21 protein-coding genes are annotated in these 22787 nt (G+C 49.3%); 10 read left to right on the forward strand and 11 right to left on the reverse strand.

Annotated elements, in window-relative coordinates:
- Positions 1 to 58 precede the first annotated feature (58 nt).
- Positions 59 to 1228, forward strand: coding sequence for an MFS transporter (locus tag ADS79_RS32290; protein ID WP_049742594.1), 1170 nt, complete (start codon positions 59 to 61; stop codon positions 1226 to 1228).
- 81 nt (positions 1229 to 1309) lie between these two features.
- On the opposite strand, the gene abc-f is transcribed toward ADS79_RS32290, so the two are convergent.
- From abc-f to ADS79_RS32310, 4 genes are all read right to left on the reverse strand, one after another.
- Positions 1310 to 3265: a ribosomal protection-like ABC-F family protein gene (abc-f, locus tag ADS79_RS32295; protein ID WP_049742595.1), complete on the reverse strand. Its 1956-nt coding sequence runs from the start codon at positions 3263 to 3265 to the stop codon at positions 1310 to 1312.
- A 368-nt stretch (positions 3266 to 3633) separates the two neighbouring features.
- Positions 3634 to 4398: a stalk domain-containing protein gene (locus ADS79_RS32300; RefSeq protein WP_049742596.1), complete on the reverse strand. Its 765-nt coding sequence runs from the start codon at positions 4396 to 4398 to the stop codon at positions 3634 to 3636.
- A 158-nt stretch (positions 4399 to 4556) separates the two neighbouring features.
- Complete coding sequence (locus ADS79_RS32305) at positions 4557 to 5495, reverse strand: AEC family transporter (protein WP_049742597.1); 939 nt, start codon at positions 5493 to 5495, stop codon at positions 4557 to 4559.
- A 15-nt stretch (positions 5496 to 5510) separates the two neighbouring features.
- Positions 5511 to 5915 carry a hypothetical protein gene (locus ADS79_RS32310; RefSeq protein WP_049742598.1) on the reverse strand — a complete coding sequence of 135 codons (405 nt, stop codon included), beginning with the start codon at positions 5913 to 5915 and terminating at the stop codon, positions 5511 to 5513.
- Positions 5916 to 6183: 268 nt separating this feature from the next.
- Between ADS79_RS32310 and ADS79_RS32315 the strand changes: the two genes are divergently transcribed.
- The 5 genes from ADS79_RS32315 (at position 6184) to ADS79_RS32340 (ending at position 10950) form a co-directional block, all read left to right on the forward strand.
- Positions 6184 to 7008, forward strand: coding sequence for an amino acid ABC transporter substrate-binding protein (locus tag ADS79_RS32315; protein ID WP_049742599.1), 825 nt, complete (start codon positions 6184 to 6186; stop codon positions 7006 to 7008).
- 104 nt (positions 7009 to 7112) lie between these two features.
- Positions 7113 to 7949, forward strand: coding sequence for an amino acid ABC transporter substrate-binding protein (locus ADS79_RS32320; protein WP_049742600.1), 837 nt, complete (start codon positions 7113 to 7115; stop codon positions 7947 to 7949).
- Entirely contained in the window at positions 7936 to 8631 is a 696-nt protein-coding gene (locus tag ADS79_RS32325; protein WP_049742601.1) for an amino acid ABC transporter permease, read from the forward strand. Before ADS79_RS32320 ends, ADS79_RS32325 begins: the two co-directional genes overlap by 14 nt.
- 17 nt (positions 8632 to 8648) lie before the next feature.
- A complete protein-coding gene (locus ADS79_RS32330) occupies positions 8649 to 9386 on the forward strand; it encodes an amino acid ABC transporter ATP-binding protein (protein WP_049742602.1) in 738 nt (245 codons plus the stop codon).
- A gap of 595 nt (positions 9387 to 9981) precedes the next feature.
- On the forward strand, positions 9982 to 10950 hold the full coding sequence (locus ADS79_RS32340; protein ID WP_049742604.1) for a DUF4367 domain-containing protein: 969 nt from the start codon (positions 9982 to 9984) through the stop codon (positions 10948 to 10950).
- Between the two features lie 55 nt (positions 10951 to 11005).
- Here ADS79_RS32340 and ADS79_RS32345 read toward each other — a convergent pair whose 3' ends face one another.
- Positions 11006 to 11548 carry a nitroreductase family protein gene (locus tag ADS79_RS32345; protein ID WP_049742605.1) on the reverse strand — a complete coding sequence of 181 codons (543 nt, stop codon included), beginning with the start codon at positions 11546 to 11548 and terminating at the stop codon, positions 11006 to 11008.
- A gap of 237 nt (positions 11549 to 11785) precedes the next feature.
- Between ADS79_RS32345 and ADS79_RS32350 the strand changes: the two genes are divergently transcribed.
- Entirely contained in the window at positions 11786 to 12079 is a 294-nt protein-coding gene (locus ADS79_RS32350) for a leucine-rich repeat domain-containing protein (protein ID WP_049742606.1), read from the forward strand.
- 21 nt (positions 12080 to 12100) lie between these two features.
- On the opposite strand, the gene ADS79_RS32355 is transcribed toward ADS79_RS32350, so the two are convergent.
- A complete protein-coding gene (locus ADS79_RS32355) occupies positions 12101 to 12883 on the reverse strand; it encodes a SagB/ThcOx family dehydrogenase (protein ID WP_049742607.1) in 783 nt (260 codons plus the stop codon).
- A 132-nt stretch (positions 12884 to 13015) separates the two neighbouring features.
- Between ADS79_RS32355 and ADS79_RS32360 the strand changes: the two genes are divergently transcribed.
- Entirely contained in the window at positions 13016 to 13897 is an 882-nt protein-coding gene (locus ADS79_RS32360) for a LysR family transcriptional regulator (protein ID WP_049742608.1), read from the forward strand.
- A gap of 48 nt (positions 13898 to 13945) precedes the next feature.
- On the opposite strand, the gene ADS79_RS32365 is transcribed toward ADS79_RS32360, so the two are convergent.
- Entirely contained in the window at positions 13946 to 15394 is a 1449-nt protein-coding gene (locus tag ADS79_RS32365) for an aminotransferase-like domain-containing protein (protein ID WP_049742609.1), read from the reverse strand.
- Positions 15395 to 15561: 167 nt separating this feature from the next.
- Here ADS79_RS32365 and ADS79_RS32370 point away from each other — a divergent pair, with 167 nt between their 5' ends.
- Positions 15562 to 16482, forward strand: a complete 921-nt coding sequence (locus ADS79_RS32370) for a DMT family transporter (protein ID WP_049742610.1) — start codon at positions 15562 to 15564, stop codon at positions 16480 to 16482.
- A gap of 24 nt (positions 16483 to 16506) precedes the next feature.
- On the opposite strand, the gene ADS79_RS32375 is transcribed toward ADS79_RS32370, so the two are convergent.
- Positions 16507 to 17253: an MIP/aquaporin family protein gene (locus ADS79_RS32375; protein WP_049742611.1), complete on the reverse strand. Its 747-nt coding sequence runs from the start codon at positions 17251 to 17253 to the stop codon at positions 16507 to 16509.
- 74 nt (positions 17254 to 17327) lie between these two features.
- Complete coding sequence (gene fdhA / locus ADS79_RS32380) at positions 17328 to 18542, reverse strand: formaldehyde dehydrogenase, glutathione-independent (RefSeq protein WP_049742612.1); 1215 nt, start codon at positions 18540 to 18542, stop codon at positions 17328 to 17330.
- Between the two features lie 254 nt (positions 18543 to 18796).
- Between fdhA and ADS79_RS32385 the strand changes: the two genes are divergently transcribed.
- Complete coding sequence (locus ADS79_RS32385) at positions 18797 to 20566, forward strand: sigma-54-dependent Fis family transcriptional regulator (protein WP_141260952.1); 1770 nt, start codon at positions 18797 to 18799, stop codon at positions 20564 to 20566.
- 96 nt (positions 20567 to 20662) lie between these two features.
- Here the strand turns inward: ADS79_RS32385 and ADS79_RS32390 are convergent, their stop codons facing one another.
- On the reverse strand, positions 20663 to 21757 hold the full coding sequence (locus ADS79_RS32390; RefSeq protein WP_049742613.1) for a glycoside hydrolase family 15 protein: 1095 nt from the start codon (positions 21755 to 21757) through the stop codon (positions 20663 to 20665).
- 172 nt (positions 21758 to 21929) lie between these two features.
- Positions 21930 to 22751 carry an inositol monophosphatase family protein gene (locus ADS79_RS32395; RefSeq protein ID WP_049742614.1) on the reverse strand — a complete coding sequence of 274 codons (822 nt, stop codon included), beginning with the start codon at positions 22749 to 22751 and terminating at the stop codon, positions 21930 to 21932.
- Between the last annotated feature and the right edge of the window lie 36 nt (positions 22752 to 22787).

Consider the following 22787-nt stretch of genomic DNA (forward strand, 5'->3'; position numbering starts at 1 on the left):
AAGGTGGAAAAAGTAAACAACATCCTGAATCGATTTTGTGTGAAAAGAGGTATTTTCTGTGAATAAGAAGCATCTGGCCCTCTTGTTCTTGATTGCTTTTCTCACGATGCTGGGCTTTGGTATCATTATCCCGATCCTACCATATTTTGCGGAACAGCTGGGCGCGACTTCCTTTCAAATCGGCGTCCTGTTCGCCAGCTACAATATTATGCAGTTGGTGTTTGCTCCGATCTGGGGAACACTTTCAGACCGCATCGGAAGAAAACCATTAGTATCGTTTGGCTTGCTTGGATTTTCCATCACCTTTATCCTGTTTGGAATCGCTGGCAGTTATACAGAAATGCTGATTTACCGTATTTTGGGTGGAATCGTATCTGCAGCAGCACTCCCTACCGTTACAGCGATGGTAGCGGATTGGTTCCCTTCTAATGAACGGGCAAAAGGAATGGGGATAATCGGAGCCGGAATCGGTCTTAGCTTTGTATTTGGACCTGTGATCGGCGGATTGTTAAGCGCTTACGGATTTGCCGTACCGTTTTACGCCTCCGGAATCGTGGCACTCATCACGTTTTTTGTCATTTTATTTGCTCTGCCAGAAAGCCTGCCGAAAGAAAAACGGGCATCCCACAAACGCGAAGCGCAAGGAAATCCGCTCGTTTCCCTTTTCGGTTCCCTCAATCTCCTTTACGCCATCTTGTTTATTGTCTCGTTTGCGTTTTCCGGACTGGAGACGACCTTTGCTCTGTACATCCATGATCTTTATGGCTTTACCTCAAAAGATTTGGGCTACATGTTCTTGGTCATGGGGATCATCGCTGCCATCGTACAAGGTGGCATGATCGGCAAAATGGTGAAGCGAATGGGTGATGCAGCTGTTTTGACATTGGGAATGATCTTGTACGGAATCGGCTTTTTCGCCATCCCGCTCTCAGGAAACTTCTGGGTGCTGGCACTGATTCTCTCCTTGTTCGGAGCTGGACAAGGCATGATTCGCGCCACAGCTACCGCCATGATTACGCAGCGAACAACCCAGGGGCAAGGCGTGACGTCTGGAGCCATCAGCTCCATGGACAGTCTGGGACGGATTTTAGGCCCACTTGCTGGTGGCGCTGTCTATCAATTTACGTACAGCGGACCTTTCCTTCTTGGAGGAGTTTTGATGGTACTGATCCTGCTCTGGTTCCGTAATAGCTACCGCAGCCTGCCTGAACCAAGCGCCCAGGCGTAAATCACCCGCATCACGACTTATATCATGCAAGACCCGCCAGCGCTACACAATTGCTGGTGGGTCTTTTTACGTTTTCTTTCTTTATCCTTCTTGCAATGCTAGCCAAGCCAGGTACGTTTCATCCATCTCGGTCTGCACCCGCTCGATATCCTGTTGCCATGTTACCAGCTGCTGATAATCAGCCCCCTCGCTGTGAAGACGGCTCGTTAACTCTCCCTTTTCTTCTTCCAGCAGCGCGATTTTTTGTTCCAACTCCGCCAGCTTGAACGCATTTGGTCGTTTCGCTGATGCTTGCACGGGCTTCATGATCGTTTGCTGCTCGACTACTGGAGGCGCGGCTTTTTTCGGCTCTTCCTGCACAATCGCCTTGGGTCGCTCCTCCCGCACCTCTGCTCGAGACAAGCTTCGCTGCTTTTGCTTTTCCCGCGCGTCTTCATATGAACCCACATCGTGAATGAGTCTTCTATCTTCTACCCAGAATACACCGTCCACCATCTTTTGCAGGAAATAGCGGTCGTGAGAAACGATAAACAGCGAGCCTTTAAAATCAGCCAGCGCTTCCTCCAATGTCTCTCTCGCTTCGATGTCCAGGTGATTCGTAGGTTCATCCAGAATCAAAAGATTGATTTCCTGATGCATCATCTGGGCGAGCCGCAGGCGCATCCGCTCTCCGCCGCTCAACTGCCCAATCCGTTTGAAAACATGCTCTCCGTAAAAAAGGAAGCGGGCCAACATATGTCGTGCTTCTGGTTCCGTGACATGCGCCACCTCACGAAATACATCAATCAGCCTTTGTTTTTGATCGCCCTCCAGCGCTTGCTGCGATAAATATCCAACCTTTACATTGCTGCCGATTTTCAGCGAACCATCATCAGGTGCCAGCTCACCCAGCAGCATTTTGATCAAAGTAGATTTGCCGCAACCATTCGGGCCAAGCAGCGCTTTTCTTTCGCCAAAACGAAGCAGAAAGCTCGCATCCTCAAATAGACGTTTTCCCCCAAAGGATTTGGATACACTCGTGGCGACCAGTACATCCTGACCACTTCGCTCGGTCTTTTGAAATTGGAGTCCCATGCGATCTGCTTCCATTTTCGGTCTGTCGATTCTCTCAATCCGAGCCAGCGCTTTTTCCATGCTTTTCGCCCGACGGTGAAACGCCTCGTTTGGCGGATTCGAGCGATTTCCCCATTCCTTCAGCCGCTTGATCGTCTCCTTCATCTTCTTAATCTGCTTTTGCTGCTCCTGGTAAGCGGCAAACTGACGCAAAAGCCGCTCTTCCCGCTCCGTCACAAAAGCACTGTAATTTCCGATGTAATACTCAGCCTCCCCGCCATCTACATGGTAAACCGAGGTGACGACGGCATCGAGGAAGTAGCGGTCATGGGAGATGATCAAGACAGTTCCTGGATAGCTTTTTAAAAATTCCTCCAGCCATTCCATCGAGTGTACGTCCAAATGGTTCGTCGGCTCATCAAGCAGGAGAACATCACTTTGCTGACATAGCAGCTTCGCAAGACCCGCTTTTGTTTTTTCTCCCCCGCTCAGCTGGGCGAACGGAGTAGTGAGCAGCTCAGCGGAAATTCCCAGACCCTCGGTCACTTGCGCCATTTTCGTCTCCCACTGATAGCCGTCCATTTGCTCAAATTCATCCTGCCATTTTTGATAACGGAGCATCAAACGATTCAGCTCCTGTTCGTCTTCATAAGCAGTTCCCATCTGCTGTTCCAGCTCGCGCATGTTCTCCTCAAGCTTTCGAACCTGTGTGAATGCACTCGCCACCACGTCTTCTCCTGTCCACTCCGCAGGATAGGTAGGAGTTTGGGGCAAATACGCCCACACCGTCCCTTTTGCGCGGTACAGCTCACCTGAGTCTGGACTTTCAATTCCTGCCAGCAGCTTGAACAAGGTCGTTTTACCAGCACCGTTTGGCCCGACGATACCTACCCGCTCGCCTGCTTTTATTTCCAATGTAATTTCCTGCAAAACCGGATCTGCTCCGTATGATTTTTGGATACGTTGAGTAGCTACGATAATCATAAAAAACCCTCCCTGGTATGGTATTTCGCTAAAAATGGACGCAAAAAAGCCGCAGGCATCATACCTGCGGCATCGTTCAAGGACTGACTATACAGCAAAGAAGAGCTGATCTAGCCAGTAACCTGATGTTTGCAAGAACCAATCAAACTGTTCCTGTATTGATGCATGGCACGCCTCTGGATACTCCGTTCAGTTGTATGACCGAAAATGGACAGACTGATCCCGTTAAGCGTTACATCATGCGTCATACTGGAAGTTTCTACCACAAACCATGCCTGAAGAGTTCCGAACACGTACCTACACCTCCATTCAAAGAATAATCTTATCCCACATCATACAACAGGGGATGGAAAATAACAACAGCGATGTTACTGAAATGGTTGATTTGTATCGGCATCGATCACAACGAGTGTCGTATACGGCGGCAGCTTTGCCTTCCCGACCAGATACGGATAGGTGATGACCTGCGGGTACATCCGATCAGGATCTGGTGAGGTTTGCTTCACATACACAATTAACTGCTCCCAGCTTTGCTGGACTTTGACCACTTGCAGGCCATAACCCGGATGTGGCAATTCCCCGCGCGCAATGACGTACAAATCTCCCTGATGGTATACTCCTTTTTTCTTTTTGACCGATTCAATAAAAGCTTGCTGCTCCGAGGTCAGCTTATCGACTTCCACCAGCGTAAATTTTTCTTCGGACTGCGCTGCTATGACTTCCACCGCCCTTTTCTCGGCATTCCATTCGATCTGATAGCCTGCTTGCTCAGCCATCCATCTGAGTGGCAAATAAACGGTTCCATCGCGGACAATAGCGAGCTGCCCATCCGTTTTCCACGATCCGTTTACTGCTACTTTCCCCGTATCGATTTGAAATGTCAGGGTAGCCTGCCCACGCGTTAACTTTCCTGTCTGTCCCTCCTGCTTCCAGTCTGCCTGTAAAATGCTGCTCGCGTCCTGGGCAGACACATACGTGCGCTGTGTAATGAGCAGCGACGCCTTTTTCATCGTGACTTGCTTGCCATCTATCATGATCGCCGGAGTTGCTGACGACGCTGGCGCAGCCTCTATTGGTTGTGCTGCAAGCAGCGTCATCCCTAGCACAACAGCTAATGCAGTTTTTCCTTTCATCGCCGTTCCTCCATCCTTGTAGGTTCGCTGTTTCTATCTTGTTAGACTTGGTGATCCTCTTATTCGTTTCAAGGCTGTGAAAAATAACCGCGCATACACAAAAAAACGGACCACCCATAAAGGCAAGACCGAATTTTTGATAAGCACAAGCTATCCAATTAATGCAGCAGCCAGTTTCCCATCAGGACGACTGCGGGTATCGAGAGCAGCGCGAGCAGTGTGGAGAACACCGTCGTCATCGCGCCCATTTCTTCATCCGCAGAATAACGGGCAAACAGGATGGAAGCCAGCGTCAAGGTTGGCATCGCCACTTGTATCAGCGCTACGCTGACAATGTCTTGATCCAGAGAAAAAATGGATAGTAAAAAGGCAGTAAGCAGAGGAAACAAAAACAGCTTGAACGCAATCGGCATCCCGAGAAGTGGCAGGGATACTTGAGGCTTGTTACGCAAAAACAGCGGCAGCAGCATCCCGATGTACATCATGGCAAGCGGAGAAGCCAGCTTGGACAAAGTCCCGAACAAGCTTTTAACCGGTTCCGGGGGCGCAAAGCCAATCAACGCCGAGCCAAGACCGAGCACAATCGCAATCATCGGAATATTGATGAGGGTCTTCAAGCCTTTCAAGGAAAACGAGCCTTTTTCCTGGAGCATCATGACACCGACCGTCCACAGCACCACATCCACACCAGCATCAAAGATCGCGGCAAGCAGTGCACCCTTTGGCCCAAACAGTGCGGCACAAAGCGGTAGACCGATAAATCCGGTATTGCCAAGACCCGACAGGATGGCAATCTCACGCCTTTTTTTCGCTGGCAAAGGAAGCGTCCGTGCACCCGCCCACCCGAGTAATATGCCCAAGCAATTCAAAAGAATGGAAATGAGGAATATTGTGAAAATTTGAGTGATAACTTGCTTGTCCATCGGCGTCTGGAAGATCCCGTCCAAAATAATACAGGGCATCGCAACATTAATAATAATAGTGATCACAAGCTTACGGGAATCGGCCGTCAAGGGCTGCCGGTAACCGATCAGGCTACCGATCCCAATAATGACGGCCATCACAAGGATGGACTGTTGCAGTGTTTGCAGTTCCATGTTTCTCTCCCCCGCCTACATTTCTACAGGGAGCCATTGCAGCTCCTGAGGCTCGCCTTTATCGCAAGTACGCAGCACATCGCCACAGAGCGGAACTACCTGCTCTAACGGAACACACCAGGAGATTGGAAAAGCCACTTCGCTTCCTTCGATCACAAGCGAAGCCATCACTGCGTCAGGCTGTTTATCCGTTGTCAAAACAAAATGCTTTTCGTAAGGCTCATGCTCTTTCCATTGAACGAGTACCAGCCCGTTATTGCCACCTGCAACCACAAGGTCTACATGATCGCCGTATGCGGCATGCACCAATGTACGGTCGATACCGTTTAATTGGGCAATCTCCTTCAGCACCTCGTGCCAGGCAACGTGCTTTTGCTCGATGCCGCTCTCATCTGTGTACACACGCCAATCGTTCAACATAGCTATAAACTCCTTTTAAAAAAAGCCCAAGATTCGTACCTAATTGTACGCTTCTTCCACAGGAACCTCAACCACTAGTTGTACTCTTCCCGCTCGTTTCAGACATATCCTGCGAGGAAAAGGTGAATCCTTAAGAAATGGACAAACACATCTAGCTTATCGAAAACATAGTATTCTAATCGGAATTTAAATATTTTTTCATTGACAACGTCATTTCCTGCCACTACTATGAATCCATAAAATCTGATCAACAAAAGGGGATTTTCAGATGAAAAAGGTCGTTTTCTCCGCATTGTTATCTTGCCTGCTCCTGGGAATCGTCGGTTGTAGCAGCTCCACCTCCCCTTCCCAGCCTAATATCGCAGCACCATCCGAGCAAGCCGCCACTCCCAATTTGCTTGAAAAAGTAAAAAGCGAGAAAAAGCTCGTCATCGGGACAGAAGGAACGTACTCTCCATTTACGTTTCATGATCCATCCGGCAAATTGACCGGCTATGACGTCGATGTCGCCACAGAGGTTGCCAAGCGCCTCGGTGTTGAACCAGCGTTTCAGGAAACTCAATGGGATGCCATGTTTGCAGGTCTGGACTCGAAGCGCTTTGACGTGATTGCCAATCAGGTAGGAATCCGTCCTGACCGTCAGGAAAAATACGATTTTTCCAAGCCATATACGATCTCGCGCGCTGTTTTGGTCACACACAAAGATAATACGACCGTCAAGGATTTCAAAGATATGAAAGGACTCAAAGCAGGGCAATCGATGACGAGCAACTACGCAGATCTCGCACGGTCAAATGAAGCAGAAATCGTCGGTGTTGACAGCTTCAATCAGGCGATCGATTTGATTGCGCAAAAACGCGTAGACGTTGTCATTAACGACAACCTGTCCGTGCTTGATTTCCTGAAAGCGAAGCCAGACACCCCGATCAAGGTCGTGGCGAAAAACGAAAAAGGCCAGCCAACCGCCTTTATGTACCGAAAAGGCAGCACGGAGCTCGTAGATGCCATGAACAAGGCGCTGGATGAAATGCAACAAGACGGCACACTCAAAACCATCTCGCAAAAATGGTTCGGGGAAGATATCACGAAATAAATTCAGCTTAAATAAGCCATTCATTATTTTCACGTTGACAAAAAAGCTTTGCCCTTTTAGTATTGGTCTAAATTAATTCATATCGGTTTAGTGGGGGATTATTTATGAAAAAACTATTGCTTTCTGTTCTTGTTTCTGGATTATTCGTTGCACTTGCGGGTTGCGGAGCCGCTCCTACTCAGCAATCTCAACCAAGCAATAACTCTTCCACTCCAGCAAAAGAAGAAAAGAAAGATCAAAGCTTGCTGGATAAAGTAAAAGCAGATGGAAAAATTCTCATTGGTACAGAAGGCACCTACGCTCCGTTTACCTTCCACGATCAATCTGGCAAACTGACTGGTTATGATATAGACATAGTGACCGAGGTAGCCAAGCGCATCGGCGTAGAGCCTGTCTTCCAGGAAACACAGTGGGATGCGATGTTTGCAGGTCTGGACTCCAAACGCTTTGACGTGGTAGCCAACCAGGTGGGCATCCGTGCTGATCGTCAGGAGAAATACGATTTCTCTAACCCGTACACCGTATCTACTGCGGTGCTCGTAGCGCACAAGGACAATACAACGGTAAAAGGCTTTGAAGATATCAAAGGCTTGAAAGCAGGGCAAACACTGACAAGCAACCTGACTGACATCGCCAAGAAAAATGGCGCGGAGATCGTTGCTGTCGAAGGGTTCAACCAGGCAATTGACTTGCTCGTTTCCAAGCGTGTAGACATTACCATCAATGACGGGCTGTCCCTGCTCGACTTCCTGAAGCAAAAACCAGATACGCCAATCAAAGTCATCGCAAAGGACCCGAACGTCTCGAAAAACGGATTCCTGTTCCGCAAAGGCAGCACAGATCTCGTTGATGCTTTCAACAAGGCACTCGACGAAATGGAAAAAGACGGTACAAGTGCAAAAATTTCCGAGAAATGGTTTGGTGCAGATGTTTCTAAATAACTTTTTTGACAACCCTGAGCGCCTGAACCGTTGGATCGATATCGCGCAAAGCTCCTTTCTGCCTCTTTTGAAAGGAGCCTTGCTCTATTCTTTGACGCTTGCCGTCGTTTCATTTTTCATTGGTCTGATCATTGCGATTTTGACTGCACTCGCTCGCCTTTCTGGAATGAAGCCGTTGATTGGGCTCGCTCGCTTTTATGTCTCGCTCATCCGAGGCACCCCACTCTTGGTTCAGCTGTTCATCATTTTCTTCGGTTTGCCGAGTGTCGGGATTATGATCGATCCGTTTCCTTCTGCGGTAATCGGCTTCTCCCTCAGTGTCGGCGCCTACTCCTCCGAGGTCGTTCGCGCGGCAATTTTGTCTATCCACAAAGGGCAATGGGAAGCGGCGTACTCGCTTGGGATGACGTATTGGCAGGCGCTTCGTCGCGTGGTTTTGCCACAGGCTGCACGTGTATCCGTTCCGCCTTTGTCCAACTCCTTTATCAGCTTGGTCAAGGATACTTCCCTTGCTGCGGCGATTCTCGTTCCCGAGATGTTTCGTAAAGCGCAGGAGATTGTGGCGGCAACCTATGAACCGCTATTGGTCTATTCAGAGGCCGCACTCATTTACTGGATGATTTGCTTTGTCCTCTCTATTATTCAGGATCGCATCGAAAATAAACTAGACCGTTATGTATAAGAAGTAGGTGAATGCCCATGATTACGATTACGAATTTGCACAAACAGTTTGCTAGCCTCGAAGTGCTAAAAGGAATCTCAATGACCGTTGAAAAAGGAAAAGTAGTCGTCATCATCGGTCCATCCGGCTCTGGCAAAACGACACTATTGCGCTGTCTCAACGCATTGGAAATTCCGACAACCGGCAGCGTTCAGATCGGCGAGGTCAAGCTGGACTTTTCTCAAAAGGTCGATCGATCAAGCATTCCTCGCTTGCGCAAGCAAACCGGGATGGTTTTTCAGAGCTACAACCTGTTCCCTCATATGACAGCACTGGAAAACGTCATGGAAGGCCCCGTTACCGTGAAAAAGGAAAACAAAGAGCAAGCCAAAACAAAAGCAGCCGCCTTGCTCGCAAAGGTAGGACTTGGCGATAAGCTGGACCATTATCCTGCCCAGTTGTCTGGCGGCCAGCAGCAAAGGGTCGGCATCGCCCGTGCATTAGCAATGGACCCGCAAGTCATGCTGTTTGACGAGCCCACCTCTGCCCTGGACCCTGAGCTGGTTGGCGAGGTGTTGAAGGTCATGAAGGAGCTTGCCATGGAGGGAATGACGATGGTCGTAGTGACGCATGAGATGGGCTTTGCCCGGGAGGTTGCCGACGAAGTCATTTTCATGGACCAGGGTGTCATCGTGGAGCACGACAGCCCTCAAAAGCTGTTTAATCAACCACGAGAAGATCGGACGCGCCAATTTCTGCAGCATCTCAAATCGTAAGAATAAAAAAGACTCTGTGTTCTCAAAAACACAGAGTCTTTTTTATACATAATGGACTAGTCATCCCAGAAGCTCGCTACCAGAAGAATAATCAGAATGATCCACAAAAAGCTGCCATTACCAAAAAAACCAAAGCCGCGTCCGCATCCCATCTGTTCCACTCCTCTCGTCATAAGTCATGATAGAAGCACCAGTCTGATTGAATCAAAAGCGCTTCTCTCCAGCATATGACAAACCCTGCCTGCCTGTATGGATGCCTGTCTACCGCCATCAAAAAACGGGTGCTTGCCCTCTTTTTAAAATTGAGCCTAAAAATTAACAAATGCTTTATGTTGTCTCTACTTCTCCTTAATATCAGCAGTCTATCATAAGAATTGTCAGACCCTACGATGGACATAACGTCCTCCATTTACCGCCCGTATAGCCCCCTTCTAGATCGGGCGGGCTTTTTTATTTTTACCGGATCGCGATCACGGGATTGCAAAGAAGCTAATCCTGCTTGTTTTATAAAAAAGTTTGCAAGAAGTGGAAAGAAACTGGAAACGAAATAGGTAGTAAAGGGTGAAAAGAAAAACTTTGGAGAGGTTGTGTAGACATGAATCGAAAGTTGAAACGTTTCTCCCTCCCTGCTACTGCAGCAGCAGTTCTGGCTGTTTCATTGGGATTTGGAGTTGTACCGCTGGCAGCCGTAGCTGCTGAAGCCAAACAGGAAGCCCCACGCCAGTTATCGCAGGAGAGTGCGTCCGAACAGGCCGGCTATCCGGTAAAGCTCCCTTCTTACCTGCCAAAGGGATATTATTTGTCCGATTTGGTGTACGTGAAAGACCTGGGTCAAGTACTTGGCACTTATTTTAGAAATGCGGGCGGCAATGCTGCCTATTTGCGAATCAAAAAAGCGGAGATTGCGAAAGAAGTGACTGGTCTAACAGAAGTGACGTTCACAAAAGGAAAAGCGTATGCGGGCAAACGTCCTGATGAGTATGGTGATATGAATTTATTGTTGTGGGAAGAGGAGAAGGGGATTGTTTATCAATTCACAAGCGGCCTGGCTGTCGATGAATTGAAAAAGATGGCCGATTCAGTCGGAGTGGGCACACCTCCTACGCCACCCGATCAATATGAGATTGTATCCGATACGCAAGAAATAACCGCAGAAAAAGCCGCAGAATGGCTTGGCTCTCCACTCCTGTTGCCAACGAAGCAGCCAGAGGGGGCAATTATCTCATACAGCTACACGAAATCGGACAATGAGGAATCCGTGACGGTTAATTTTAATAATCCGACCAAACCAGATGACCGTTTTTTCATCGACATCATGAAAGGTGATATCCAAAAAGAGGTTGGAAATGTCCCTTACATTGACGGCAAGAGCACAGTGAAAGAAATCAAGTTGGCAAATGGAACAACCGCTTATGCTTGCCAGTATAAGGCTTGGAGCCCCACCGATCCGAACCTGACAGCGTTGCAGGTGCTATTCTGGGAGCCGAGCAAAGGTGTCATTTACAAAACATTTGGCTTCAAGTCGATCGAGGAATATGTAAAAATAGCCGAATCAGTTAAATAAAAGCATGTCACACAAAAAAGCGAGATCACCTAAGTGGCGGTCTCGCTTTTTGTCTTTATTCAAATCGAGTGAACTTTTCTTCTGCTGGTGTCCGCTTTCTGGCCGCAGGAGGATTTTCTTTGTCGAAGAAGCCCAGATGCAGGAAGCCTACAATTTTCTCTCCTGGTTGAACGCCGAGAATGGCATGTGCTTTCGGGTCCCAGTTATGCGGGTTTGTTTTCCAGACGACACCAAGGTCGCGCTCCCAAGCAAGCAGCTGGAAGTTTTGAATCAGGCAGTTAACTGCACTGAAGTCTTCCTCCCACTGCTTCTGGCGCGGGTCTTCTTTCATGATGACGATCAAATATGCCGCTGGTTGGCTGTACATTTCCCTACGCTTTTCGTGGGCTTCAGGAGGGTAAACGGTAATCAGGCGCTCTACAAAATCCTTTTTCTTCTCAGTAGAAACAAATACAAAGCGCCACGGCTCTCGCAATCCATGATTGGGCGCATATACAGCGTCATTTAACAGCTCCAGAACGAGCTCTTCTGAAACAGCATCCGGTTTATAATCCGTTTTGATAGAGCGACGCTCTCGAATGACTTTGGCAATGGACAAAGTTTTCACCTTCTTATTTATAGACATCGTCTGCTTTTTGATAATGGTTATCAATATCATATGTTATCTTTACCGAGCAACAAAATCAAGCAAAAGTTACCTTTCGAAGTCCCTTTTTGAAACCTATGCTCTCGAAAAGCGACCATTGCTATCCGTAACGTTAGGCGTCGTAAGACCATTTTGATATAATGCCGATAGTAGTTGAACTGAAAAATTCCTTGTAGAGGAGCAGATGCTGTGCGGTTGAACTTTGATGGGGCAAACCTGACTGAAACACCAGCGATTGTATTCGAGACACCCAATCTGATTGAGTTGAGCGTGTATAACAACAAAATAAAAAGCATACCCGAGCGCCTCTTTACTCAGCACCCGAAATTAGAAGTGCTCAATTACGCAGGGAATGAAATTGAAGAAGTACCGGAGGGAATCACAAACCTGCAATCAATCAAAATGCTTGACCTCAGATGGAATCAGGATTTGAAAATCGGTTGTTGGTTAGATGAGCTAGAGAAAAAAGGATGGCGTGATTGACACTGACCATCCTTTTTCTTCTTATTCCGGGCGCCGGTCCTTCAACCAATCTCCACCCGCTATTTTCCCGACGGATGCCATCAGGACTGACAAATGCGAGCTCCCATCGATTCCTAAATATTCGTTCATGTTCTGGTCCATCCAGTGTCCGATTGTGGCGACGCCAAGCCCCAAGCTGTTTGCTGCCACATGCAGGTTTTGCGAGACATGCCCCGCATCCCACCAGATGTAGCGATAAGCCCGTTCTTTGTACTTATCCTTTGTTCGATCGACCATAGCCGTCCAGACAAAATTGACCGCAGCACGGCGCGTCATTTCTTGCTCCTCGGTAAATAAATAAACGGTTTCTGCCGTGTCTTCCTGCTTCAACCCCTCCAATGTCCAGTTTTCAACGTCGAGGTGATAGAGCCCTTTTTCCAAGCCTTCTACTTGATTCACAAACAAATAGGTCTCGATTGGATACAGGGCACCCGCAGATGGTGTAGTCCGTAGCTGGTAGTTCCCCATATCTGCCGTAATGCCCTGCGTTGCCCATAGTAGCAGATTGAGTTCATTGATGGTCAAAGGCTTTGGCAAAAAGTTGCGTTTGGACCGCCTATTTGCCATCACCTCCCACACATTTGTGACTGGCGGAAACTGTGGTTTACCTAAAGGCACTCTGACAAATGCCTCTTCATAGCGCATGTATGTCGCTGGTCTTTTGGAGAAATCGTAGCGAGAAGCCCACCCTTTTTCCAGTTCCCCCACCCGGTATGATGTTGCTTGGATAAAATCATTTGCAATTCGTTGCCATTCAGGATGCATTGCGTTCCTCTCCTCGAGTTCCTGTTAATAAGCTGCCTCATGATTTTTATCTTAAGCAGATCTTTAACATTAGTAAAACAACTGTTTATAATAGTAAGCATTAGTATTATCTAATGAAAGGAGAAGTAGCTCGTGACACTGGCACAACTGCAAGTGCTTGTCGCCGCCGCCAAGGCAGGCAGCTTCACAAGAGCGGCGGAGGAAATCGGTTTTACTCAATCTGCTGTCTCCCAAATGATTCATACCTTGGAAAAAGAGCTAGGGGTCTCCCTCTTTAATCGCAGTCGAAGTGGAATTACTCCAACAAGCATCGGCGAACGAATGCTGCAGCACGCGCGCGACATATTAAACATCACCTCTCTTATGACACAGGAAGCGAATTCGGCCCGCGGCCTGGCATCCGGGACTCTCCGTATCGCATCTATTCCGAGTGTCGCCTCCCGCTTATTGCCCGGACTGCTTGGCAGCTTTCGCAAACGGTTTCCTGAGGTGGACATTCTGCTGCTGGAAGGGGAAAATGACGAAATTCATTCGTGGCTGAATAACGCTGTTGTTGACATCGGGTTCACCGTACACGCAGACAAGAACTTGCAAACCCTGTCTCTTTTGCATGACGAGATGATGGTAATCCTGCCCGATACCCATCCGTTAAAGGATCATGTCACACTCCCATTCTCTGAGATCGCTGACCGTTGCTTCATTATGCCAAAGGATGGCTGCATCAAAAACTTGCTGCACAAAAACAGCATAACTCCATCCGTTACGTTTGAAGTCCGCGATGTTACGACGATCCTGACCATGGTGCAGGAATACGTTGGAGTCACGATCATGCCAGAGCTCTACATCCCGGAGATCACCCCAAAGGTGGTCGCCATTCCCCTGCATCCCCCGATCACCCGTGAGGTCGTTCTGGCCGTAAGAGACTGGCAGGAGATTTCCCCGCTCACGGCTGAATTCGCCATTCACAGTCAGCAACATGTACAAGGACTGGGCCAAAAGCCCGTCGCCAAATAGGGACAAAACCGCTACCCGTTTTGTCCCTGCTCTGCTCCTACGCTCGAACTATACGCTTCGCAGACTGCGAATGATCTCACCCAGACGCTCGATTCCTGTTTCCAGGTCTTCGAGTGAAGCATACCCATAAGAGATTCGCAGGTATCCTTCTGGCTCCTGACCGTATATATTTCCTGGATTTAAAAGAATTCCATGCCGCAATGCCTTGCCAAACAGCTCCATCATTGATAGTTTGTCGTTGATCTTCAGCCAGATTAGAAAGCCGCCCTGCGGGACTTCCCATGTCGCCAAGTCGTGCAAATGCTTTTGCAGAGCGGCTATAACAGCTGCCCTCCGTATCTTTAACTGCTCTCGTACCTCTCCCATGTGCTCCTCGTACAATCCACTTGCCAGCCATTCTGCTGCCACTCGCGAAGAGAGCGAGCTTGCTCCGTAATCCGTCTGCATTTTTAAATCGGACAGCCGCTCAATTACCGGCTCCGGTCCTACTACCCAGCCAATGCGCAGACCCGGTGTCAATGTTTTGGATAGGCTGCCGACATACAGCACATGCCCATGCTTGTCCCTCGCTTTTAACGGCGGAGGCGGTGGTGCCTCAATCCATAGCTCACGATAAATATCATCTTCAATAACAGGGAGCCTTTCTGCCTCACAAACGCGCATGAGCTCTGCCCGCCGACTCTCCGACATCAGGATGCCTGTAGGATTATGAAAGCACGGGATTGTATATAAAATCGAGCTGTTCTCTTGCCTGCGCCGTTTGACGATGTCATCAGGCTTCAAGCCGTACGGATCCATCTGTAATCCAGTCAGCTGCATCCCGGCTGATTGAAAAACGTGTAAGGAATAAAGGTACGATGGCTGCTCCAGCAAAACCGTAGAGCCGCGATGCAATAGACCGACAGAAATCAGCTGGAGCGCCTGCAATGCTCCGGAAACGATGAGAATCGATGACGGGGATGCCTCTATCCCCTTTCGACGCAAATATTCACTTAACGCCTGCCGTAGCGGATAGTACCCCCTCGGCTCCTCGTATCCGAATCTCCCCAGCTGCCCTGTGACCTTTTCCATCACGAACTTCATCGTATCCAACGGAAAGATATCAGGAGAAAGCTCACCTTTGCTCAGCTGAATCAAGTCGGGATCAAATTCATCCTGATTGATTTTGCGGACAGCTGTCAGACTCGGCTTGTGCAGACCTGATTTTACGTACTCATTCCAATCCGGTGGTGGCGTCGTAGCGAGCAGTGTCCACGTATTGTTGACCACAACCGTGCCCATTCCCATTTTTCCCTCAATCAAGCCATCCGCCATTAATTCCTCTAGCGCCGTAATGACCGTGCTTCTGTTCACCCCGAACTGCTCAGCCAGTACACGCTGGCTAGGGATTTTGCTGCCAATCGGCCATTCCCCTGTTGAAATCCTGCCCCTGATATAATCGATGATTTGCTGATATTTTGGTTGCTGGCTCGTTTGACTGCGCCTGTTTCTCGCCATCTCATCCCATCCTTTTGTCGATCCGTTCCCAGTGTAAGTGGTTGGTTTTTTTGTCGTGTAAGTGGTTGCAGATATTTTAACACTTGTTGATTACGATGGAAAAAGAATAAGACTAAAAAAGTACAGGTGGTTGGTTTTACTAATACATGAGGAGAGGAAAGAGAGGCATGTCCCAGCATACCAGAATTCGAGTTTTTGCCGCGCATGGAATTAGTATCTTACTTTGGGCATCTGCCTTTACAGGAATTCGTGTCGGTCTTGAGGCATACTCACCGGAGCATCTGTCTGTTTTACGCTTTCTCGTCGGATCGCTTTTTCTCGCAATCCTAGCTCCCTTTTTTCGTGTTCGCTTGCCTGCACTGCGAGATGTACCGTTCCTGCTATTATTGGGTGCATTGGGTTTTACGGTTTACCATACGGCACTCAACTACGGAGAGCAAACCATCAGTGCAGGAGTAGCAAGTCTGTTTGTCGCGACGACGCCCATCTTTGCAGCGCTTCTGGCGCTTTTGTTCTTTCGGGAGCGCTTTGGGGGAAGAGGATGGCTTGGTGCATTGATCGGATTTGGCGGTGTCGCACTTAGCTCCATCGGGACAGGAGAACCCTTCCAATTAAATAACGGAATATTCCTGATTCTTCTCGCTTCCTTTTCTGAAAGCATCTACTTCGCTTTTCAAAAAAAATATGTGGAGAAGTACGGCTCCTTTGCCTTTACAGCTTACACGATTTGGGCAGGAACGCTTTTTATGCTGGTATTTTTGCCAGGACTGGATACTGCGATCATGCAAGCACCACTCCATGTCACGCTCAGTGTTTTGTACCTCGGGATTTTTCCGAGTGTCGTGGCTTATTTGACCCTCGCCTATGTCACATCAGTCGTCGGCACCTCCGAAGCGACCAGCTCGCTGTATCTCACGCCTGCACTTGCCTTTTTGATTGCCTGGGTATGGCTCAAGGAGGTTCCTTCACTGCTCACGATCATTGGTGGGCTCATCACGCTCGGCGGTGTATTGCTCTCCACGGTTAAGGCCAGCAGCGCTTTGCCTCAGTCAGAAAAAAGAGGCACGGCTCACGTAAAAAATGTGTGAGTCTGTGCCTACCTACTGTTGTTGTTATTGTGGCAAAGAATGACCATTCGAGCGGGTGAACGCGATTTTGTCATAGGATAACGCTGCCAGAATCGCTCCCGCTATCGGTCCGATGAGATAGATAGGGAATTGGCTCCAGTAAACCTTGCCCCCCATCAATGAATCAATCAAATACGGTCCAAATGTACGGGCAGGGTTAAACGAAGAGCCTGTCGGAGCTGCCGTCATCATGATAATTCCAGCCACTGTGAGGCCAATGATGAGTCCTGCGAAGCCTTCCGGTGCGCGCTGATCGACAGCTACACCCATAATGACAAGCATCAGGACATACGCCTCGATCGCTTCGATCACTATCCCGCGTATATAGCTCGTATCTGCTGAAAGAACGGTTGCACCCAAATTACCGATAACCGCGCCGTCGCTGCCAAGCACAGCCACGATCCCGAGTGAGCCCAGGACTCCTCCTACACATTGGGCCACGATATAAGCCGGAACGTCTTGCCAGGAAAATCGCCCGACAGACGCCAAAGCTACGGTGACAGCAGGATTAATATGGCACCCGGAGACCTTACCAAACGTGTAGATCATCGCAGCAACGACCAAACCAAAGGCCAGGCTGACAACGCCAATATCTGCGAGAGTTGCCGCCTGATTGCTTTTCGCCGTAAGAATTCCTAAAAAGGCTGCCGTGCCTGGTCCAATCAAGACTAACAGTGCCGTACCAATCAGCTCGGCAGCGCACCGCTTCCATAGAGAAGGGGGTTGCTCCATCGTCCCACCTTCCTTTCTTCACGTGTAAGAAAAGCAATCTTCCTAACACTTTCTGGAACGCATAACGAGATGCTTTAGCGAACAGAGCCGTGCGGATCAATGACGAACTTCTTGGCTGCACCACTGTCAAACTCGCTATAGCCCTTTGGCGCATCATCAATGGATATGAGTGTTGCATTCACAGCTTTGGCAATTTGGGCGCGTCCACTCAAGATGGACATCATCAAGCTATGATTGTATTTCATGACAGGTGTTTGGCCGGTCACAAATGTATGTGCTTTTGCCCAGCCGAGTCCAAAACGGATTTTCAGCGTCCCTTCCTGGGCATCCGCATCAATTCCGCCTGGGTCACCAGTCACGTACAATCCTGGAATTCCCAGACCGCCACCTACACGTGTAACCGTCATAATCGAGTTCAATACTGTCGCAGGTGCTTCTGAATGGTTTGGTCCGTGGCCATGTGCTTCAAAGCCTACGCAATCTACGGCACAATCCACTACTGGCTCACCCAAGATATGCTCGATCAGCTCACCCAGATTATCGTGCTTGCTCAAATCCACCGTCTCGCATCCAAAGCTTCTCGCTTGTGCCAAACGCTCCGGATTGAGATCACCAACAATCACGACGGAAGCGCCAAGTAATTGTGCCGAATGCGCCGCAGCGAGGCCAACTGGACCCGCCCCAGCGATGTAGACCGTAGATCCTGGTTTCACTCCCGCACTCACCGCTCCATGGAAGCCCGTCGGGAAAATGTCAGAGAGCATTGTCAGATCCAGTATTTTTTCCATCGCTTTGTCTTTGTCCGGGAATTTCAGTAATTGGAAGTCTGCATATGGAACCATGACGTATTCAGATTGACCGCCTACCCATCCTCCCATGTCTACGTATCCATAAGCTGATCCAGGTCGATCCGGGTTGACGTTTAAACACACATGCGTTTTTTGCTCCCGGCAGCTACGGCATCGACCGCACGCAATATTGAACGGAACGGATACGAGGTCGCCTTTTTTCATAAATTCTACATCTCTGCCTACCTCGATCACTTCACCTGTAATTTCATGACCCAAAACCAAGCCCTCAGGCGCGGTTGTCCGACCACGTACCATATGTTGATCGCTGCCGCATATATTGGTAGTGACAACCTTCAAAATCACTCCATGCTCACATTTTCTTCCGACGTTCAGCGGGTTTACTCCAGGTCCATCACGCAGCACCAAATCCGGGTAGCCAATGTCCTCTACACCTACTCTGCCCGTTCCTTTGTACACGACTGCTTTGTTTCCTGCCATCTGAACCCCTCCTTGAGATCGTTTCGCTCGTTGAGAAGCGATTACAGTGACTACCTACAGCAGATTTTGTGCCAACAAAGAAAATCGCTGTCAGATGGACGATCAACGTACGGCATTTTCTCCAAGTGTTACAAAACGGGACAAACGAGTGTGGATTTTCGTGACAACTGCTCAACTTTTGAAATCTTCTTACTTTTTTCGTGTTATACTAACGTTGAGTTGAGACATGCCATTTCCTGTCAGGAGGTGTATTTGTGTCTTCAGTCGTGTATTCCCATGAATTTGAAATGATTCGGGAATCATGGCAGCGCTGCTATGCCCAAGGCTTTCTTCCTACCGACTCTGTACGTGGTCAGGTGCTGTCTGAGAGTCAAATCCGCTCATTACAAAAAGACTCCCGTTTCCTTCTGGAGCATGCGATCCCCGTATTCAACTCCCTGTTTCCGCTCTACAAGCAAGCAGAGTACATCGCGGTTTTAACCGATTGCCAAGGTACCATTATTCACGCCGTATCCACACCACAATTTCAGGAGCTGGCCGACTCGATCTACATGCGACCTGGCGCAAATTGGTTGGAGGACACCATGGGCACCAACGCCATGGGTGTGACGCTGCGCGAGAAAAAACCGGTCCTGGTCTACGGAGAGGATCATTTTTACCAGACCAATCACTTCCTGGCGTGTGCAGCCAGTCCCATCTTTAACGCTCAGGGGGAATTGATCGGAGCCGTCAACATCAGCTGCCGGATCGAGCAGTACACCTCCTCCCTCCTGCCATTAGTAACCATGCTTGCCGACACCTTGCAAAATCGCCTTTTACTAAGTGATGCCCACAGAGAGCATCTCTTTACCCTACGTCACATGGAAAAGCTTGAGAATGAACACCCCACTCCTCTACTCACCCTCGATAATGAACAGCGAATTGTTCGCGCCAATCGCGCAGCAGAGCGCATCATTGGCCGGGATTGCCTGGGTAAGGAGTTCCGCATAAAAGAAGGCTATGTGATGGAAACGATCTCTGACCATTCCCAAAAGCTCTGGCGCTCGATTGCCATACGGCCGCGCCCCGTCTCCAAGCAAAAAAATTATGTATTTGATGATATTTTCGGTACATGTCCAACGATTACGCGTGTAAAGCAGCTAGCCGTTCGGGCAGCCTCCATGGAAATGCCCCTGCTTCTCAGTGGTGAAAGCGGTACGGGCAAGGAATTGTTCGCGCAATCGATCCATTCCGCCAGCGCCCGTAGCGATCAGCCTTTTATTGCAGTCAATTGCAGCGCCATTCCTGAAGACCTGGTCGAAAGCGAGCTGTTTGGATACGAGCGTGGCGCATTCACCGGAGCAAAAGCCGATGGCAGTATCGGCAAATTTGAAGCCGCCCACAACGGCACGCTGTTTCTCGATGAGATCGGCGATATGTCGCTGCGTGCCCAAGCCGCCTTGCTGAGAGCCGTTCAGGAAAAAGTCATTACGCCTGTTGGCAGCGTAAAAAGCAAGCAAGTGAATGTGCGCATCATCGCCGCTACACATAAACATCTGCCTGATGAGATTCGCTCCAAGCGTTTTCGTGAGGACTTGTACTATCGGCTAAAAGGAATCCAGCTGACACTGCCACCCCTGCGCAAGCGAAGCGATATCGGTGCACTCTCTACCTATTTGCTGCGTAAGATTGATGATGACGCCTTTCTTTCCCACGATGCCTTATCCTACCTGCACCGCCATTCGTGGCCGGGCAATGTCCGTGAATTAAACAGCATCCTCTCCCAGGCTGCTTTTCTCGCAGATGGTGGGATCATTGAGCCTATGCACCTGCAATGGGAGCAGGATTTGACCGAGGAGAACACTCCGTCTTCCAACGGTGCTGGTGCTTATCATCGCCAATCTCTCGAAGAAACCGAGAAAGAAACGATTTTACGCACGTTGGACACCACGCGCTGGAATATTAGCCGGGCAGCCCAGCTGCTACAGGTTAGTCGCAATACGCTATATCGAAAGCTGACTGAGTACGGCTTTCATCGGCAGTGAGCTTTGGTATGACAGTCTGACTAAACCGACCCTTTGACATGTTCGCGGTCTATACAGCAAAACGCGGCACCCCATCAAGAGAATGCCGCGTTTTTGTTAGCAATGCTTGATGCGTCCGAGCTCAGATGCCAGCACGAGGTACATCGCATGTGACCAGAGTAGTGGCATAGCCGGCTCACCCGAGCTCTTCACCCAAGAAGAATAATCTTGTGGTGAAAGCAAATGCTCCTGCACCTGTTCAGGCAAGCCCGAAGCTTTGCACTGCGACTCGATCCAGTCCGCCATTTCATGTGCCTGCTGGCTTTTTCCTGCCCGGGTGTAGTACCAGCCAAGCCACGCTGACAAAAGCAGCCATTGCCCGCCTCCGTAGTACGTATCAGACGCGTAGCGATGAACACCGTGGCCTGCTACCAGTTCTTTTTCAATTGCTTGCACCGTCTGTTCCATGACTGGATCATCTACTTCTACCAAGCCAAAAGGCAGCGTTAGCCATAAAAGACTGGCATCGACAGCTGGATTTCCGATCGACTTTACAAATCGACCATGTGCCACGCCATGCTCCAAAACGAATTGACGAATCGCCTCAGCCAAGTGCGCAAGCTCACTTGCTCTTTCCGGCAAATAAGCTTCCATCGCTTTGATCCCCGCAAAAATCGCCGCCAGTGTGACCGGATGAACCCGATCGCCCGCTTCCTCCCAGCAATCGAAATTTGGCAACTGCCAACAGGCTGCCAAGTAATCGAGTGTCAGCTCTATGGATGGGGCCAGCTTTTGAATCAAATTATTTTCTCCACTGTACTGAATATGCTTTGCCAGTCCCCACAGCCATGTCCCATATCCGTCGAGTTGAAAGCTTCCCCAATCGCCGCTGACTTCCTCGCCATCTACCGTATAGCGGGTATGCAAAAAACGGTTACTTCCCGTCTCTCCCCCGCGATCGCCAGCCTGTACAGCAGCTATCGCGGCTTTGGCTTTTTGTTCATGCAAGGTGATGACTCGATCACACCACTTATAAAAACGGCTTGCGCTGTCGTGCTCGCCAACCCGATTCATGGCATAAGCCGTAAAAGCTCCATCACGAAGCCACGCATACTTGTAATGAGTAAAGGCCGGTGAGGCGATATAGGCCCCTGACGTAGCCTGGTGCCGCAAAATCAATTGAATGCTTTGTGTGCACAGGGTATTGGTCATCACACGATCCTCCCTCAGCAAAAAACAAGCCTGCCTTCTATATCACCTTTCTTAGACACGTCTTTTTAGCCATACTGCTATAGCATATGCGCCAATCATCCAGATGCAACCATGCCTAGCCAAAAACCCCACCGGAGAAAATCGTCCAGTGGGGTCAAGGGGTAGAGTAGTTTCAAGCTTCCGTGTCTGTCGCCTCCGACAAATCCAGGTAATGCTGCAACTCCTCATAAAACGTCGGATTGCACGCCATGACACTGCTTTTCTCGTTATACGGCAGTGGCTCTCCCATCATGTTGGTCACACGCCCTCCCGCTTCCTCCACGATAATTCTTCCAGCGCCGAAATCCCAGGCGTTAAGCGAGAGGCTGACATAGCCATCCAGTCGACCGGCAGCAACGTAGGACATTTCCAGCGCCGCGCTTCCGAGCAAGCGCATCCCGCGCACTTTTCCAGCCAGCTTTTTAACAATCAGGTCAATGCCCATCTGCTCAGCACGCTTGTTCCAGAACACGCTCGTACATAGAATGGCTTCCTCTAGGCTCACAACTCTGTCCAGATGCAGAGGGCGGTCATTGAGGAAAGCTCCCTCTCCCTTCACCGCGTAAAAAAGCTCGTCTCTGGAAGGATCGTAAACAGCTCCCACGAGTCCCTCACCCTTATGATAAACGGCAATGGAAACGGCAAAATTGATCTGCTGATGGACAAAATTGGTTGTACCATCAATCGGATCGATGACCCACAGCGTATCGTATTGCCTGTAATCCTTGGCAAACGTGCTTTCTTCTCCCAAAATACCGTGATCGGGAAAACGCTTCAGAATCATATCGATCACGTGCTTCTCCACTTCTTTATCAACAGCCGTGACAAGATCGGAGGCAGATGTTTTATACTCGACAGTAAACGGTTCCTTCATTCGCTTCATACTCAGCTCGCCCGCCGACCGGGCGCAGGCGAGAGTCAGCTCTTTTAGCGCCGTCAGTGTTGATGCTTGCACTCGTATCGCCACCCAAAACATGACTTTTTTTTAGTG

The sequence above is a fragment of the Brevibacillus reuszeri genome, from assembly GCF_001187725.1.
Classification (GTDB): domain Bacteria; phylum Bacillota; class Bacilli; order Brevibacillales; family Brevibacillaceae; genus Brevibacillus; species Brevibacillus reuszeri.

Bases quoted from the DNA above. Each gene is read 5' to 3' on its own strand.
- abc-f (WP_049742595.1), bottom strand. From the start codon at position 3,265: ATGATTATCGTAGCTACTCAACGTATCCAAAAATCATACGGAGCAGAT.
- fdhA (WP_049742612.1), bottom strand. From the start codon at position 18,542: ATGGCAGGAAACAAAGCAGTCGTGTACAAAGGAACGGGCAGAGTAGGT.
- ADS79_RS32390 (WP_049742613.1), bottom strand. From the start codon at position 21,757: ATGACCAATACCCTGTGCACACAAAGCATTCAATTGATTTTGCGGCAC.
- ADS79_RS32325 (WP_049742601.1), top strand. From the start codon at position 7,936: ATGTTTCTAAATAACTTTTTTGACAACCCTGAGCGCCTGAACCGTTGG.
- ADS79_RS32370 (WP_049742610.1), top strand. From the start codon at position 15,562: ATGTCCCAGCATACCAGAATTCGAGTTTTTGCCGCGCATGGAATTAGT.
- ADS79_RS32330 (WP_049742602.1), top strand. From the start codon at position 8,649: ATGATTACGATTACGAATTTGCACAAACAGTTTGCTAGCCTCGAAGTG.
- ADS79_RS32315 (WP_049742599.1), top strand. From the start codon at position 6,184: ATGAAAAAGGTCGTTTTCTCCGCATTGTTATCTTGCCTGCTCCTGGGA.
- ADS79_RS32365 (WP_049742609.1), bottom strand. From the start codon at position 15,394: ATGGCGAGAAACAGGCGCAGTCAAACGAGCCAGCAACCAAAATATCAG.
- ADS79_RS32355 (WP_049742607.1), bottom strand. From the start codon at position 12,883: ATGCATCCTGAATGGCAACGAATTGCAAATGATTTTATCCAAGCAACA.
- ADS79_RS32310 (WP_049742598.1), bottom strand. From the start codon at position 5,915: ATGTTGAACGATTGGCGTGTGTACACAGATGAGAGCGGCATCGAGCAA.
- ADS79_RS32340 (WP_049742604.1), top strand. From the start codon at position 9,982: ATGAATCGAAAGTTGAAACGTTTCTCCCTCCCTGCTACTGCAGCAGCA.
- ADS79_RS32300 (WP_049742596.1), bottom strand. From the start codon at position 4,398: ATGAAAGGAAAAACTGCATTAGCTGTTGTGCTAGGGATGACGCTGCTT.
- ADS79_RS32375 (WP_049742611.1), bottom strand. From the start codon at position 17,253: ATGGAGCAACCCCCTTCTCTATGGAAGCGGTGCGCTGCCGAGCTGATT.
- ADS79_RS32305 (WP_049742597.1), bottom strand. From the start codon at position 5,495: ATGGAACTGCAAACACTGCAACAGTCCATCCTTGTGATGGCCGTCATT.
- ADS79_RS32320 (WP_049742600.1), top strand. From the start codon at position 7,113: ATGAAAAAACTATTGCTTTCTGTTCTTGTTTCTGGATTATTCGTTGCA.